The 14,667-nt window shown below is 65.6% G+C and carries 16 protein-coding genes; 15 read left to right on the forward strand and 1 reads right to left on the reverse strand.

Features of this window, described 5'->3' with window-relative positions:
• The first annotated feature begins 79 nt into the window (after positions 1–79).
• The 14 genes from prfA (at position 80) to AU187_RS13360 (ending at position 12,512) form a co-directional block, all read left to right on the forward strand.
• Positions 80–1,153: a peptide chain release factor 1 gene (prfA, locus tag AU187_RS13295; RefSeq protein WP_059100233.1), complete on the forward strand. Its 1,074-nt coding sequence runs from the start codon at positions 80–82 to the stop codon at positions 1,151–1,153.
• Positions 1,150–1,992 carry a peptide chain release factor N(5)-glutamine methyltransferase gene (prmC, locus tag AU187_RS13300; protein WP_059100232.1) on the forward strand — a complete coding sequence of 281 codons (843 nt, stop codon included), beginning with the start codon at positions 1,150–1,152 and terminating at the stop codon, positions 1,990–1,992. Before prfA ends, prmC begins: the two co-directional genes overlap by 4 nt.
• Positions 1,989–2,642 carry an L-threonylcarbamoyladenylate synthase gene (locus AU187_RS13305; protein ID WP_059166849.1) on the forward strand — a complete coding sequence of 218 codons (654 nt, stop codon included), beginning with the start codon at positions 1,989–1,991 and terminating at the stop codon, positions 2,640–2,642. The genes prmC and AU187_RS13305 overlap by 4 nt, the downstream gene beginning before the upstream one ends.
• Complete coding sequence (locus AU187_RS13310; protein ID WP_172800252.1) at positions 2,642–3,862, forward strand: glycosyltransferase family 4 protein; 1,221 nt, start codon at positions 2,642–2,644, stop codon at positions 3,860–3,862. The genes AU187_RS13305 and AU187_RS13310 overlap by 1 nt, the downstream gene beginning before the upstream one ends.
• Positions 3,863–4,098: 236 nt before the next feature.
• On the forward strand, positions 4,099–4,539 hold the full coding sequence (locus AU187_RS13315; RefSeq protein WP_059100230.1) for an ATP synthase subunit I: 441 nt from the start codon (positions 4,099–4,101) through the stop codon (positions 4,537–4,539).
• Positions 4,536–5,324 carry a F0F1 ATP synthase subunit A gene (gene atpB / locus AU187_RS13320; protein ID WP_059100229.1) on the forward strand — a complete coding sequence of 263 codons (789 nt, stop codon included), beginning with the start codon at positions 4,536–4,538 and terminating at the stop codon, positions 5,322–5,324. The genes AU187_RS13315 and atpB overlap by 4 nt, the downstream gene beginning before the upstream one ends.
• Before the next feature lie 64 nt (positions 5,325–5,388).
• Positions 5,389–5,637 carry a F0F1 ATP synthase subunit C gene (locus tag AU187_RS13325; RefSeq protein ID WP_059100228.1) on the forward strand — a complete coding sequence of 83 codons (249 nt, stop codon included), beginning with the start codon at positions 5,389–5,391 and terminating at the stop codon, positions 5,635–5,637.
• Positions 5,638–5,645: 8 nt separating this feature from the next.
• Positions 5,646–6,164 (forward strand): F0F1 ATP synthase subunit B, encoded by a 519-nt coding sequence (locus tag AU187_RS13330; RefSeq protein ID WP_059100244.1) that lies wholly within the window; start codon positions 5,646–5,648, stop codon positions 6,162–6,164.
• 4 nt (positions 6,165–6,168) lie between these two features.
• Complete coding sequence (locus tag AU187_RS13335) at positions 6,169–7,500, forward strand: F0F1 ATP synthase subunit B/delta (protein WP_059166850.1); 1,332 nt, start codon at positions 6,169–6,171, stop codon at positions 7,498–7,500.
• 54 nt (positions 7,501–7,554) lie between these two features.
• Positions 7,555–9,201: a F0F1 ATP synthase subunit alpha gene (gene atpA / locus AU187_RS13340; protein WP_059100226.1), complete on the forward strand. Its 1,647-nt coding sequence runs from the start codon at positions 7,555–7,557 to the stop codon at positions 9,199–9,201.
• A gap of 13 nt (positions 9,202–9,214) precedes the next feature.
• Positions 9,215–10,141 carry a F0F1 ATP synthase subunit gamma gene (locus AU187_RS13345; RefSeq protein ID WP_059100225.1) on the forward strand — a complete coding sequence of 309 codons (927 nt, stop codon included), beginning with the start codon at positions 9,215–9,217 and terminating at the stop codon, positions 10,139–10,141.
• A gap of 20 nt (positions 10,142–10,161) precedes the next feature.
• Positions 10,162–11,688 (forward strand): F0F1 ATP synthase subunit beta, encoded by a 1,527-nt coding sequence (atpD, locus tag AU187_RS13350; protein ID WP_059100224.1) that lies wholly within the window; start codon positions 10,162–10,164, stop codon positions 11,686–11,688.
• Between the two features lie 2 nt (positions 11,689–11,690).
• Positions 11,691–12,056 (forward strand): F0F1 ATP synthase subunit epsilon, encoded by a 366-nt coding sequence (locus AU187_RS13355; protein WP_059100223.1) that lies wholly within the window; start codon positions 11,691–11,693, stop codon positions 12,054–12,056.
• A gap of 9 nt (positions 12,057–12,065) precedes the next feature.
• Positions 12,066–12,512: a DUF2550 domain-containing protein gene (locus tag AU187_RS13360; protein ID WP_059100222.1), complete on the forward strand. Its 447-nt coding sequence runs from the start codon at positions 12,066–12,068 to the stop codon at positions 12,510–12,512.
• Here AU187_RS13360 and AU187_RS13365 read toward each other — a convergent pair.
• Positions 12,509–13,087, reverse strand: coding sequence for a cob(I)yrinic acid a,c-diamide adenosyltransferase (locus AU187_RS13365; RefSeq protein ID WP_059100221.1), 579 nt, complete (start codon positions 13,085–13,087; stop codon positions 12,509–12,511). The two genes, AU187_RS13360 and AU187_RS13365, sit on opposite strands and share 4 nt — an antisense overlap.
• 70 nt (positions 13,088–13,157) lie before the next feature.
• Here AU187_RS13365 and murA point away from each other — a divergent pair, with 70 nt between their 5' ends.
• Entirely contained in the window at positions 13,158–14,411 is a 1,254-nt protein-coding gene (murA, locus tag AU187_RS13370; protein ID WP_059100220.1) for a UDP-N-acetylglucosamine 1-carboxyvinyltransferase, read from the forward strand.
• Positions 14,412–14,667 lie beyond the last annotated feature (256 nt).

The raw sequence follows: 14,667 nt of genomic DNA on the forward strand, positions 1-14,667 counted from the left end.
CCGGCGCCCGATCTGCCGCTTCAGCGGCCAGGCCGGGCGCCGGTCTGCGTTCGCGGAAAGCCACGGAGAGGAGGTCGACATGACGGACACCGCGCCGAAGATCGATGCGCTGCTGGCCGAGCATGCCGACCTCGAGCGGCAGCTCAGCGACCCGGACCTGCATTCCGACGCCGGCCGGGCCCGCAAAGTGGGCAGGCGGTTTGCGCAGGTCTCGCCGATCGTCGCGACGTACCGCAAGCTCGAGGCCGCCCGCGGTGACCTGGAAGCCGCCCGGGAGCTGGCCGCCGACGATCCGTCGTTCGCCGGCGAGGTCGACGAGTTGTCGGCCACGGTCGAGCAACTGGACTCGCATCTGACCGACCTGCTGGCACCCCGTGACCCCCACGACCCCGACGACATCGTGCTCGAGGTCAAGTCGGGGGAGGGCGGCGAGGAGTCCGCGCTGTTCGCCGCCGATCTGGCGAGGATGTACATCCGCTACGCCGAGCGCCACGGCTGGAATGTCACCGTGCTCGATGAGACCTTCTCCGATCTCGGCGGCTACAAAGACGCCACGCTGTCCATCCGCAGCAAAGGTGATTCGGCCGACGGCGTGTGGTCGCGACTGAAGTTCGAAGGCGGCGTGCATCGCGTGCAGCGGGTCCCCGTCACGGAGTCGCAGGGCCGGGTGCACACCTCGGCGGCCGGCGTGCTCGTCTACCCGGAGCCCGAAGAGGTCGAGGAGGTGCAGATCGACGAGTCGGATCTGCGCATCGATGTCTACCGCTCCTCGGGCAAGGGCGGTCAGGGCGTCAACACCACCGACTCCGCCGTCCGCATCACGCACCTGCCCACGGGCATCGTCGTCACCTGTCAGAACGAGCGGTCGCAGTTGCAGAACAAAGCCCGCGCGATGCAGGTGCTCGCTGCGCGCCTGCAGGCAGTGGCCGAGGAACAGGCGCAGGCCGACGCATCGGCCGACCGGGCCAGCCAGATCCGCACCGTCGACCGGAGCGAGCGCATCCGCACCTACAACTTCCCGGAGAACCGGATCGCCGATCACCGGATCAACTTCAAGGCGCACAACCTCGACCAGGTGCTCGACGGGGATCTCGACGACCTGTTCGACGCGCTGGCCGCCGCAGACAAGCAAGCGAGACTGCAGACAACATGACCCGGCTCAGCCAGCTGATCGACGCCGCGGCGACGGCGCTGGCCGAGGCGGGTGTCGCAGCGCCGCGCGTCGACGCCGAACTACTGGCCGCCCACGCCACCGGCACCGACCGGGGCCGCCTCCGGCTCGTCGAGGCCGAGGCCGATCCTCATTTCGCCGCGCGGTACGGCGAACTCGTCGCCCGGCGTGCCCAACGGGTCCCGCTACAGCACCTGATCGGCACCGCGCCGTTCGGCCCGGTCGACGTGCGCGTCGGTCCGGGTGTGTTCATCCCGCGCCCAGAAACCGAGGCCCTGCTGGAATGGGCGCTGGCACAACGTCTTCCCAACCGCCCGCTGATCGTCGACCTGTGTACGGGCAGCGGTGCGCTGGCGCTGGCGCTGGCGAACAATTGGCCCGATGCCCGCATCATCGCCGTGGACGACTCCGCACCGGCGTTGGAGTATGCGCGACGAAACCTCGCCGAAACGGGCGTCGAAATCGTCTGCGCCGACGTCACAGAACCCGGGCTGCTGCCCGAACTCGAGGGTTCGGTCGACCTCCTCGTCGCCAACCCGCCCTACATTCCCGACGGCGCCCGGCTGGAACCCGAAGTGGCCGAATACGATCCGGCACACGCGTTGTTCGGGGGATCCGACGGCATGCGGGTGATCAATGCGATCGCCGACCTCGGGTCGAGGTGGTTGCGCATCGGCGGCCTGACCGCCGTCGAACACGACGACACGACCTCGGGCCGGACCGTCGAGTGCTTCGAACGAACACAGCGTTTCGACGACATCACCGCTCGGCGCGATCTGGCGGGGCGGCCACGGTTCGTGAGTGCCCGGAGGACCCGATGAGCCACCTTTTCGACTGCTCCGACGCCGACCAGCGCGCGACCGGTGTCGCATCGGCGATCAGCGCGCTCAGGGGCGGTCGACTAGTCGTGTTGCCGACCGACACCGTCTACGGCATCGGCGCCGACGCGTTCGACAGCGAAGCCGTCGCCGCGCTACTCGCGGCCAAGGGCCGCGGCCGCGACATGCCGGTGCCCGTCCTCGTCGGCTCCTGGCACACGATCGAAGGCCTGGTCTACAACGTGCCCAACACCGCGCGCGAACTCATCCGCGCGTTCTGGCCGGGTGCGCTCAGCCTGGTGGTGCGTCAGGCACCGTCGCTGCAATGGGATCTCGGCGACGCGCACGGCACGGTGATGCTGCGCATGCCGCTGCATCCGGTGGCCATCGAATTGCTGCGCGAAGTCGGGCCGATGGCGGTGTCGAGTGCGAACATCTCGGGCCGGCCCGCCGCCGTCACCGCCGAAGAGGCGCGCGAGCAACTCGGTGATCTCGTCGAGGTCTATCTCGATGCCGGGCCGTCCGAGCGGCAGGCGGCATCGACGATCCTCGACCTCACCGGTGCGCATCCGCGCGTGCTGCGCCAGGGTCCGGTCACCGTGGAGGCGATCGCAACCGTGCTCGACGTGGAACCCGCGACTTTGACGGACTGATAGTGGGTTTCGTGCAGTACGGTTCACCGGTGGTCTACGCCACCGACACACTGCTGGCACTCGACGATCGCGGTGCGGGCGTACCGATCCGGGAGCTCGCGCTGGTCGGCCTGACCGCCGCGATCATCACGTATTTCGCCACCGGTTGGGTCAGGGTGCTGGCGCGCCGGCTCGGCGCTGTCGCTTATCCGCGCGACCGCGACGTCCATCACGAGCCGACGCCCCGAATGGGCGGCCTGGCGATGTACATCGGCGTCGCGGTTGCCGTCCTCCTGGCCTCGCAGCTCCCGGCGCTGACGCGCGGTTTCGTCTATTCGTCGGGCATGCCCGCGGTGGTCGTCGCGGGTGGGTTGATCATGGTCGTCGGCCTGATCGACGACCGTTGGGGCCTGGACGCGTTGACCAAATTCGCCGGGCAGATCACGGCCGCCAGCGTGCTCGTCACGATGGGGGTGGCGTGGAGCGTCCTCTACATCCCGCTCGGCGGCGTGGGCACCATCGTGCTCGACCAGGTTTCGTCGATCCTGCTGACGTTGGCGCTGACCGTCGCGATCGTCAACGCGATGAACTTCGTCGACGGTCTCGACGGGCTCGCCGCCGGACTCGGCCTGATCACCGCGTCGGCGATCTGCATCTTCTCCGTCGGGTTGCTGCGCGACCACGGCGGAGACGTGTTGTTCTACCCGCCCGCGGTCATCTCTGTGGTACTCGCCGGCGCATGTCTGGGATTTCTGCCGCACAACTTCCATCCCGCCAAAATTTTCATGGGGGACTCCGGGTCGATGCTCATCGGCCTGATGCTCGCCGCGGCCTCCACCACCGCGGCCGGACCGATCTCGCAGACCGCGTACGGCGTGCGCGACGTGTTCGCGTTGCTGTCGCCGTTCCTGCTCGTGGTGGCGGTCATGTTCGTGCCCGCACTGGACATGCTGTTGGCCATCATCCGGCGCACCCGCGCGGGTCTGAGCCCCTTCAGCCCGGACAAGATGCACCTGCATCACCGGTTGCTGGAAATCGGCCACTCGCACCGGCGGGTGGTGTTGCTGATCTATCTGTGGGTGGGCATCGTCGCGCTCGGCGCTGCCAGCACGATTTTCTTCGATCCGCGCTACAGCGGGGCGGTCATGCTGGGGGCGATTCTGGTCGCCGTCGTCGTGACGCTGATCCCTCTTCTGGGCCGCCGAAACGGCCAGTTCGAGGAAATGTACGACGAAAAGTAGTAGACCCTCTTTTATGCCTCCCACCATGTGTTAGGGTGCAAACAGAACCCGAAAAAACCTCGCGGGTTGCCGGCCTCCGGGTCGTCGGTGCAGAACCGATCGGCACGGAACAACGACCGACAAAGGGAGCTGCCCCGTGGGTGATTCCGGCGAGCCAACCGCCCTCCGATACGCTCAGTGCGCCACGCACGCACATCATCGGGGCAGCCACCGTGACCGCGGATTGAGGTGAAGTAGTGACGACGCCAGCGCAAGACGCGCCGTTGGTGTTCCCCTCCGTTGCCTTTCGGCCATTGCGCCTGCTTGCGATCTGTGTGGTGTTCGCCGGACTGGTGACCGCGGCGGCCGCTCTGCTCGGCCATCCCATGATCGGCGTGTTCTTCGGCATCGGCCTCGGATTGGGTTTGCTCAACGCCGTCCTGGTGCAGCGCTCGGTGGATTCGATCACCGCCGATGCGCATCCGCTCAAGCGCAAGATGGCGCTGAACTCCGCCACGCGGCTGCTGATCATGACGGTCATCGGGTTGACCATCGCATTCGTCTTCCGGCCGCAGGGCTTGGGCGTGGTGTTTGGGATGGCGCTCTTCCAGGTATTGCTTGTTGTTTCCACGGCGCTGCCGGTGATGAAGAAGCTCAAGGAAGGCCCAGCTGATGAGATCGAAGGGGCGCAGCAATGACAGGACTTGAGGTCGCCGGCCAAGCGGGTCAGACCACAATCCTCGCCGCGGAATCCGGCATCCAGGTCGGCCACCACACGGAGGCCCACTGGTTCGGGCTGACGGTGAACACCGACACGCTGCTGGCGACGGCCATCGCGGCGGTGATCGTGCTCGCGCTGGCGTTCTACCTGCGCGCGAAGGTCACCTCGACCGGTGTGCCCAGTGGCGTGCAACTGTTCTGGGAAGCGATCACCGTTCAGACGCGCAACCAGGTCGAGGCCGCGATCGGGATGAAGATCGCACCGTTCGTGCTGCCACTCGCGGTGACGCTGTTCGTTTTCATTCTGGTGGCGAACTGGCTGTCGGTGTTCCCGTGGCAGTACACCGACTCCAGTGGCGCGATCCACGAGGTGCTCAAACCGCCGGCATCGGACATCAACTTCGTACTCGCGCTCGCGCTGTTCGTGTTCATCTGCTACCACGCGGCCGGCTTTTGGCGCCGCGGGCCGCTCGGCCACCCGTGGCGGGTGCTCAAGGGCCACGTCGCGATCCTTGCACCCATCAACCTCGTCGAGGAGCTCGCGAAGCCGATCTCGTTGTCGCTGCGACTCTTCGGCAACATCTTCGCCGGCGGCATCCTGGTGGCGCTGATCGCGCTGTTCCCGCCGTACATCATGTGGCTGCCGAACGCGATCTGGAAGAGCTTCGACCTGTTCGTCGGCGCGATCCAGGCGTTCATCTTCGCGCTGCTGACGATCTTGTACTTCAGCCAGTCGATGGAGCTCGACGAGCATCATGACTAGCCGCCCCACCCAGCAGGACCCACAGCCTGGTAGCACAGCTACCAGTTACCAAGGAGGATAAGGAATGGATCCCACTATCGCTGCCGGCGCGCTCATCGGCGGTGGACTGATCATGGCCGGCGGTGCAATCGGCGCCGGTATCGGTGACGGCATCGCGGGTAACGCGCTGATCGCCGGCATCGCTCGCCAGCCGGAGGCCCAGGGCCGACTGTTCACTCCGTTCTTCATCACGGTCGGTCTGGTCGAGGCGGCGTACTTCATCAACCTGGCGTTCATGGCGCTGTTCGTGTTCGCCACCCCGGTCGGGGGTTAATGCCGGCCATGGCTGACTCGAACGTCGTTCTGTTGGCGGCAGAGGGAGGCGGGCAAAGCAACTTCCTCATCCCCAACGGCACCTTCTTCTTCGTGCTGCTCATCTTCCTGATCGTGCTCGGCGTGATCGCGAAGTGGGTCGTGCCACCGATCTCGAAGGTGCTGCGCGAGCGCGAAGCCATGGTGCAGAAGACGGTTGAGGACAATCGGCGGGCAGCCCAACTGCGGGCTGCCGCCGAGGCCGATTACCGCGAGGTGATGGCGACCGCGCGCCGCGACGCAACGAACGTCCGCGAGGAAGCCCGCGCCGAGGGACGCAAGATCGTCGACGAGGCGCGCAGCCGTGCCAACACGGAAGTATCGGGTCTGCTTCAGCAGGCCAACGAGGAGCTCACGAGACAGTCACTGGCGGTGACGACCGACCTCCAAGCGTCTGTCGAAACCCTGGCGGCGAACCTGGCGAGCCGCGTGCTCGGCGTCGACGTGACCACTCGTACGGTGCCGGTCTCGACGGGTCAGGGGCGGTAGACGCATGTCGACATTCATCGGACAGCTGATCGGTTTCGCGGTCATCGTTTTCCTGCTGTGGCGTTTCGTCGTGCCGTTGGTGCGGCGCATGATGAACAACCAGAAGGAGACCGTCCGTCGACAGCTCGAGGAGCATGCCGAGGCCGAGAAGAAGGTGGCCGACGCAGACACCGAGCACGCAAAGGCGTTGGAAGAGGCCAAAGCCGAAGCGGCGGCGGTGATCGAAGAGGCCCGCCATGATGCGGAGCGGATCGCAGAACAGCTCCGCGCCCAGGCCGACCTGGAGTTGGAGCGGATCAAAATCCAGGGCGCGCAACAGGTTCAACTGCTGCGCCAGCAGCTGGTGCGCGAGCTACGGCAGGGCCTCGGCGCGGAATCGGTGCAGCGGGCCGGCGACATCGTGCGCGACTTCGTCTCCGATAGTTCCGAGCTGTCCGCGACGGTTGACCGCTTTCTCGCCGATCTCGACGAGATGGCCCCGTCGACGACGACGCTCTCTAACGCTGCCACTGCGAAACTCCGCGCTGCCAGCCGCGAGTCGCTGTCCCAGGTGGTCGAACGGTTCGACGGAGTCGTTTCCGGTCTCGACGCCGACGCGCTGACGAAGTTGGCCACCGATCTGACGTCCTCAGCGAAACTGTTGCGCCGCGAGGCCGTACTCGCCAGGCATCTTGCCGACCCGTCGAGCAATTCCGACCCCAAAGTTCAGGTCATCGAGCGCTTGCTCTCCGGGAAGGTCTCCGACCCCGCGTTGGAAATCCTCAAAACCGCTGTGTCGCAGCGCTGGTCGACGACGGGCGATCTGATCCACGGGCTCCAGCACGCCGCCAGGTTGGCGTTGCTGGTGCGCGCCGAGGCAGACGGCCAGATCGAGGATGTGGAAGACCAGCTGTTCAGGTTCAGTCGCATACTTGATTCCGAGCCTCGGCTGATAACGCTGCTCAGCGAGTACACCGCGCCCTTGGATGGCCGAATCGGCTTGCTGAACAACGTGCTCGGGCGCCAGGCGAACAAGAACACCGCGGATCTGCTGCGCCAGACGCTCGACCTGCTGCATGGCGATCGCGCCGACGAGGCGGTTCGCGAACTGGCAAATCTGGCCGTTTCGCGGCGCGGCGAAATCGTCGCGCAGGTTCGTGCGGCCGCTGAACTGAGCGACGAGCAGAGCGAGCGGCTCACCGAATTGCTCGCCCGCATCTACGGCCATCCGGTGTCGATCCAGCTGGCGGTGGACCCTGCGTTGCTCGGTGGCTTGACCATCGCCGTCGGTGACGAGGTGATCGACGGCTCGTTGGCGTCGAAGCTTGCGGCGGCCGAGACCCACCTACCCGACTGACCCGACCACCCAAGACCCACACACTCACACATATACGAACCAGGAAGACGAACCATGGCAGAGTTGACGATCTCGGCGGACGAGATCCAGGGCGCGATCGAGGAGTATGTCGCCGGCTTCGAGGCGGACACCGAGCGGGAAGAGATCGGCACCGTCATCGACGCAGGCGACGGTATCGCCCACGTCGAGGGGCTGCCCTCGGTCATGACCCAGGAGTTGCTGGAGTTCCCCGGTGGCGTGCTCGGCGTCGCGCTGAACCTCGACGAGCACAGCGTCGGCGCGGTCATCCTCGGTGACTTCGAGAAGATCGAAGAGGGTCAGCAGGTCAAGCGCACCGGCGAGGTGCTCTCGGTGCCGGTGGGCGACGGCTTCCTTGGTCGCGTGGTCAATCCGCTGGGCCAGCCGATCGACGGCCGCGGTGAGGTCGAGACCACCGAACGTCGCGCCCTCGAGCTGCAGGCGCCCTCGGTGGTGCAGCGCCAAGGCGTCAGTGAGCCGTTGCAGACCGGTATCAAGGCGATCGACTCGCAGACCCCCATCGGTCGCGGCCAGCGTCAGCTGATCATCGGCGACCGCAAGACCGGTAAGACCGCGGTGTGTGTGGACACGATCCTCAACCAGCGGCAGAACTGGGAGTCCGGCGACCCCGATCTCCAGGTCCGCTGCGTGTACGTGGCGATCGGGCAGAAGGGCACCACGATCGCCAGCGTGCGCCAGACCCTCGAAGAGGGCGGCGCGATGGATTACACCACGATCGTCGCCGCACCGGCATCCGACTCCGCCGGCTTCAAATGGCTTGCGCCGTACACCGGCTCGTCGATCGCCCAGCACTGGATGTACGACGGCAAGCATGTGCTGATCGTGTTCGACGACCTGACCAAGCAGGCCGAGGCCTACCGTGCCATCTCGCTGCTGCTGCGCCGGCCGCCAGGACGCGAGGCCTACCCCGGCGACGTGTTCTATCTGCACTCGCGGTTGCTGGAGCGGTGCGCGAAGCTGTCCGACGAACTGGGCGGCGGCTCGTTGACCGGTCTGCCGATCATCGAGACCAAGGCCAACGACATCTCGGCCTACATCCCGACCAACGTCATCTCGATCACCGACGGTCAGTGCTTCCTGGAGACCGACCTGTTCAACCAGGGTGTGCGCCCGGCGATCAACGTCGGCGTCTCGGTGTCGCGTGTCGGTGGCGCCGCGCAGATCAAGGCCATGAAAGAGGTGGCGGGGTCACTGCGTCTGGATCTGTCGCAGTACCGCGAACTCGAATCGTTCGCAGCCTTCGCCTCTGACCTCGACGAAACGTCGAAGGCGCAGCTCGACCGCGGCGCGCGGCTCGTCGAGTTGCTCAAGCAACCGCAGAACAGCCCGATGCCGGTCGAGGAACAGGTCGTGGCGATCTTCCTGGGCACCCGCGGCCATCTGGATTCGGTTCCGGTCGAGGACGTTCAGAAGTTCGAGCGGGAGTTCCTCGAGCACGTGAAGGGTTCGCAGGAGGGAATCCTCAAAGAGATCCGGGAGAGCAAGAAGCTCTCCGAGGAGCTGGAGGAGAAGCTCGAGAAAGTCGTGAACGACTTCAAGAAGGGCTTCGACACCACGGACGGCAGCTCGGTCGTGCCCGACGAGCATGTCGATGCGATGGATGAGGAAGACGTCGAGAAGGAATCGGTGAAGGTCCGCAAGCCCGCACCGAAGAAGAAGTAAGGCCTGAAAGCAGATGGCTGCCACACTGCGCGAATTACGCGGCCGTATCCGCTCCGCCGGCTCGATCAAGAAGATCACCAAAGCCCAGGAGCTGATCGCGACGTCGCGGATCGCCAAAGCGCAGGCCCGAGTCGAGGCGGCTCGGCCCTACGACCGCGAGATCACCAACATGCTCACCGAACTCGCGAGCGCGAGCGCGCTGGATCACCCGCTGCTCGTGGCACGCTCGAACCCTCGGCGGGCCGGCGTGTTGGTGGTGTCGTCGGACCGGGGGCTCGCAGGCGCGTACAACGCGAACATCTTCCGGCGGTCCGAGGAGCTGTTCTCTCTTCTTCGTTCGGAGGGCAAGGAACCAGTCCTCTACGTGGTGGGGCGAAAAGCTCTGGGTTACTACAGTTTCCGTAACTGGGACATTCAAGAATCGTGGACCGGTTTCTCCGAGCGGCCGGACTACGAAAACGCGCAGGAGATCGCGACGACATTGGTCGACGCCTTCACGGCCGGTATGGATGACGAAGGCGATGATCCCGGGGCCGACGACGTCCTCGGCGTCGACGAGCTGCACATCGTGTTCACCGAATTCAGGTCGATGCTGTCGCAGACGGCGATCGCGCGTCGGATCGCACCGATGGAGGTGGAGTACAGCGAGGAGGACACCGGCCCGCAGACGCTGTTCTCGTTCGAGCCCGACGCCGAAACCCTTTTCGGCGCTTTGTTGCCGCGGTATGTCTCCACCCGCATCTTCGCCGCGCTGCTCGAGGCGGCGGCCTCGGAGTCGGCTTCGCGCCGACGCGCCATGAAGTCGGCTACCGACAACGCCGACGACCTCATCAAGGACCTGACCCTGATGGCCAACCGCGAACGGCAATCTCAGATCACCCAGGAAATCAGCGAAATCGTCGGTGGCGCGAACGCGCTTGCGGACGCCGCCTCAAAGTAGCCCCAGAAAGCGAAGAAAACATGACTGCTACTGCTGAAAAGAAAACCAGCACCGACACCGCCGGGCGCGTCGTACGTGTCACCGGTCCGGTCGTCGACGTCGAGTTTCCGCGCGGCTCCGTGCCGGAACTGTTCAACGCGCTGCACGCCGAGATCGGTTACAAGGAATTGGCGAAGACGCTGACGCTCGAGGTCGCCCAGCACCTCGGCGACAACCTGGTGCGTTGCATCTCGATGCAACCGACCGACGGGCTTGTTCGTGGCGTCGAGGTCACCGACACCGGCAGCTCGATCTCGGTCCCGGTCGGAGACGGCGTCAAGGGCCACGTGTTCAACGCGCTCGGCGACTGCCTGGACGAGCCCGGTTACGGTAAAGACTTCGACCGCTGGTCGATTCACCGCAAGCCGCCGGCGTTCGATCACCTCGAACCCCGCACCGAAATGCTGGAGACCGGCCTGAAGGTCGTCGACCTGCTCACCCCTTACGTCCGCGGCGGCAAGATCGCGTTGTTCGGCGGTGCCGGCGTCGGCAAGACCGTGTTGATCCAGGAGATGATCAACCGTATCGCCCGGAACTTCGGTGGCACTTCGGTGTTCGCCGGCGTGGGTGAGCGCACCCGCGAGGGCAACGACCTCTGGGTGGAGCTCGCCGATGCCGACGTGCTCAAGGACACCGCGCTGGTGTTCGGCCAGATGGACGAGCCGCCCGGCACGCGTATGCGGGTGGCGCTGTCGGCGCTGACGATGGCCGAGTTCTTCCGCGACGAGCAGGGCCAGGACGTGCTGCTGTTCATCGACAACATCTTCCGGTTCACCCAGGCGGGTTCGGAGGTTTCGACGCTGCTCGGCCGGATGCCTTCCGCGGTGGGCTATCAGCCGACGTTGGCCGACGAGATGGGTGAACTGCAGGAGCGCATCACGTCGACCCGCGGACACTCCATCACCTCGATGCAGGCCGTGTACGTGCCCGCCGACGACTACACCGACCCGGCCCCGGCGACGACGTTCGCTCACCTGGATGCGACCACGGAGCTGAGCCGATCGGTGTTCTCCAAGGGCATCTTCCCGGCGGTGGATCCGCTGGCGTCCAGCTCGACGATTCTCGATCCCAGCGTCGTCGGCGACGAGCACTACCGCGTCGCGCAGGAAGTCATCCGAATCCTGCAGCGCTACAAGGACCTTCAGGACATCATCGCAATTCTCGGTATCGACGAGCTGGCCGAGGAGGACAAGCAGCTGGTTCAGCGCGCCCGTCGCATCGAGCGCTTCTTGTCGCAGAACATGATGGCGGCCGAGCAGTTCACCGGCCAGCCGGGCTCGACCGTTCCGCTGAAGGAGACCATCGAGGCCTTCGACAAGCTGACCAAGGGCGATTTCGACCATCTGCCGGAGCAGGCGTTCTTCCTCATCGGCGGTCTCGAGGATCTCGAGAAGAAAGCCGAGAGCCTGGGCGCGAAGATGGACGACGGTGGCGGCGACGGCGCCCCGGCGCAGACGGACTCGAACGGCGATTCCGACAAGGGCGACGATTCCGGCGAGGGCGAATAGCAATGGCGGAACTAGACGTCGACATTGTCGCCGTCGAGCGGGAAATCTGGTCAGGCAAGGCGACATTCCTCTTCACCCGCACCACCGCGGGCGAGATCGGCATCCTGCCTCGCCACATCCCGCTGGTCGCCCAGCTCGTCGACGACGCCATGGTGCGCGTCGAGCGGGAGGGTGAGGAAGATCTGCGCATCGCGGTCGACGGCGGATTCATGTCCGTCACCGATGAAGGAGTGATCATCCTCGCGGAGTCGGCGGAGCTCGAATCCGAGATCGATGCCGAAGGCGCGCGGCGAGACGCCGAATCCGACGACGCCGCAACAGCTGCCAAGGGTAGAGCGAGGCTTCGCGCCCTGGGCCAGATCGACTAGCGGCCGCCGATGAGCGCGCTCATGGTCACCATGGTCGCGCTGATCTGCGTGCTGCTCCTGGTCGTTGTCGCGCTGTCCTACCGGCTGTGGAAGTTACGGCAGGTGGGTGGCACCGCGGCGATCCTGCGGGACGTCCCGGCTGTCGGCGGCCACGGGTGGCGTCACGGCGTAATGCGTTATCGCGGCGGCGAAGCGGGCTTCTACCGATTGTCGAGCCTACGGTGGTGGCCGGATCGCCGACTGAGCCGCCGCGGTCTCGAGATCGTCTCGCGGCGCGCACCTCGTGGCGACGAGTTCGACATCATGACCGACGAGATCGTGGTGCTGGAGTTGCGTGACACCAGCCCGGAACGTCGCCGCGGCTATGAAATCGCGTTGGATCGCGGTGCGCTGACGGCGTTTCTGTCCTGGCTGGAGTCCAGGCCGTCGCCTCGGGCGCGACGCCGTAGCTTCTAATCCGTTGCCGGACCGCCCGGTCGCCACAGCACATCGCCCTCGGGATTGGCGACCCGGGACAGGATGAACAGCAGATCCGACAGCCGATTCAGGTATTTCGCGGGCAACACACTGACCGCATCGCCATGCGACTCCACCGCCGCCCACGCCGACCTCTCGGCGCGGCGGGCCACCGTGCGGGCCACATGCAGAAGCGCCGACAGGGGTGTACCGCCCGGCAGCACAAACGAATTCAACGCGGGCAGCGACTCGTTGAACTCATCGCACCACGCTTCCAGTCGGTCGATGTAGCTCTGGGTGATCCGCAGCGCCGGATGTTCGGGGTTGTCGACCACCGGTGTCGACAGGTCAGCCCCAGCGTCGAACAGGTCGTTCTGAATCTGCTTGAGGACCTTCGAGATTTGCTCGCCGGGGTTTCCCAAGGCGATCGCCACCCCGATGGCGGCATTGATCTCGTCGCAATCGGCATACGCCACGAGGCGGGCGTCGTTCTTCGATACCCTGCTGAAATCGCTCAACCCCGTGGTGCCGTCATCCCCCGTGCGCGTATATATCCGGGTGAGATGGACTGCCATGGTCAAACCGTACCGGAACGCGTAGCCGAGGAAACTGACACGGCCAGCGGCGCTGTTTAAACTAACCCGCGTGAGCGAGCGATTCGTGGTGACCGGCGGAAACCGGTTATCGGGCGAAGTAGCCGTCGGGGGGGCCAAGAACAGCGTTCTGAAGTTGATGGCCGCCACGCTGCTTGCCGAAGGCACCAGCACGATCACCAATTGCCCTGACATTCTCGACGTGCCGCTGATGGCCGAGGTGCTCCGAGGCCTGGGGGCCACCGTGGAACTCGACAGCGACGTCGTGCGGATCACCTCGCCCGACGAACCGAAGTACGACGCCGACTTCGCCGCCGTGCGCCAATTTCGCGCATCGGTGTGCGTGCTGGGCCCGCTCGTCGGCCGCTGTAAGCGGGCCAAGGTGGCGTTGCCGGGCGGCGACGCGATCGGATCGCGTCCGCTGGACATGCATCAGGCCGGCCTCCGCCAACTGGGGGCGCGGTGCAACATCGAGCACGGCTGCGTCGTCGCCGAGGCGGACCATCTGCGCGGCGCCGAGATCCAGTTGGAATTTCCCTCCGTTGGTGCCACCGAGAACATTCTGATGGCCGCCGTCGTCGCCGAGGGCGTCACCACGATCCACAACGCTGCGCGCGAACCCGACGTCGTCGATTTGTGCGCGATGCTCAACCAGATGGGCGCCCAGATCACTGGCGCGGGCACCCCGACGATGACGATCACCGGCGTCGAGCGGCTCTATCCCACCGAGCACCGGGTGATCGGTGACCGCATCGTCGCGGCGACGTGGGGGATCGCCGCGGCGATGACGCACGGCGACATCTCGGTCACCGGCGTCGACCCGCAGCATCTACAGCTGGTGCTGCACAAGTTGCATGACGCCGGTGCCACGGTGACGCAGTCCGATGACGGATTCCGAGTGGTCCAGTACGAACGGCCAAAGGCGGTCAACGTCGCGACGCTGCCCTTTCCGGGTTTCCCCACCGACCTGCAGCCGATGGCGATTGCGCTGGCGTCGATCGCCGACGGCACGTCGATGATCACCGAGAACGTGTTCGAGGCGCGATTCCGGTTCGTCGAGGAGATGGTGCGCCTGGGGGCTGATGCCCGTACCGACGGTCATCATGCGGTCGTCCGGGGCATCCCGCAGCTATCCAGTGCGCCGGTCTGGTCCTCAGACATCCGTGCCGGCGCCGGTCTGGTGCTGGCCGGGCTGGTCGCCGACGGCGACACCGAGGTTCACGATGTGTTCCACATTGACCGGGGTTATCCGCTGTTCGTCGAAAACCTCCAGAGCCTGGGCGCCGAAATCGAGCGGGTGGCCTGATCGGGGCCAGTCGCTGAGCCCGCCTCTTGTTCGGAGCGCTTTGTAGGTGGCGCTTTGGGACTTGGCCGCAACTGGCGTATCCTCTTGTGAGAAGCCCACGGCCCCAGGCCAATCGGACTGGCGGACGGGGTTTGACGTCTCTGTCCAGATCGGTATAGACTGGCAGGGTTGCCCCAAAAGCGGGTGTGTTGTTTGAGAACTCAATAGTGTGTTTGGTGGTTTTTGTTTGTTGTTGTTTTTTGCCTGCCTCTTTTTC

Source organism: Mycobacterium sp. IS-1556 (assembly GCF_001499985.1).
Taxonomy (GTDB): domain Bacteria; phylum Actinomycetota; class Actinomycetes; order Mycobacteriales; family Mycobacteriaceae; genus Mycobacterium.

Excerpts from the sequence above, each read along its gene's own strand:
- prmC (WP_059100232.1), top strand. The coding sequence starts at position 1,150 with ATGACCCGGCTCAGCCAGCTGATCGACGCCGCGGCGACGGCGCTGGCC.
- atpD (WP_059100224.1), top strand. The coding sequence starts at position 10,162 with ATGACTGCTACTGCTGAAAAGAAAACCAGCACCGACACCGCCGGGCGC.
- atpB (WP_059100229.1), top strand. The coding sequence starts at position 4,536 with ATGACAGGACTTGAGGTCGCCGGCCAAGCGGGTCAGACCACAATCCTC.
- AU187_RS13335 (WP_059166850.1), top strand. The coding sequence starts at position 6,169 with ATGTCGACATTCATCGGACAGCTGATCGGTTTCGCGGTCATCGTTTTC.
- AU187_RS13305 (WP_059166849.1), top strand. The coding sequence starts at position 1,989 with ATGAGCCACCTTTTCGACTGCTCCGACGCCGACCAGCGCGCGACCGGT.
- atpA (WP_059100226.1), top strand. The coding sequence starts at position 7,555 with ATGGCAGAGTTGACGATCTCGGCGGACGAGATCCAGGGCGCGATCGAG.
- AU187_RS13345 (WP_059100225.1), top strand. The coding sequence starts at position 9,215 with ATGGCTGCCACACTGCGCGAATTACGCGGCCGTATCCGCTCCGCCGGC.
- AU187_RS13330 (WP_059100244.1), top strand. The coding sequence starts at position 5,646 with ATGGCTGACTCGAACGTCGTTCTGTTGGCGGCAGAGGGAGGCGGGCAA.
- AU187_RS13365 (WP_059100221.1), bottom strand. The coding sequence starts at position 13,087 with ATGGCAGTCCATCTCACCCGGATATATACGCGCACGGGGGATGACGGC.
- AU187_RS13325 (WP_059100228.1), top strand. The coding sequence starts at position 5,389 with ATGGATCCCACTATCGCTGCCGGCGCGCTCATCGGCGGTGGACTGATC.
- AU187_RS13355 (WP_059100223.1), top strand. The coding sequence starts at position 11,691 with ATGGCGGAACTAGACGTCGACATTGTCGCCGTCGAGCGGGAAATCTGG.
- prfA (WP_059100233.1), top strand. The coding sequence starts at position 80 with ATGACGGACACCGCGCCGAAGATCGATGCGCTGCTGGCCGAGCATGCC.
- AU187_RS13360 (WP_059100222.1), top strand. The coding sequence starts at position 12,066 with ATGAGCGCGCTCATGGTCACCATGGTCGCGCTGATCTGCGTGCTGCTC.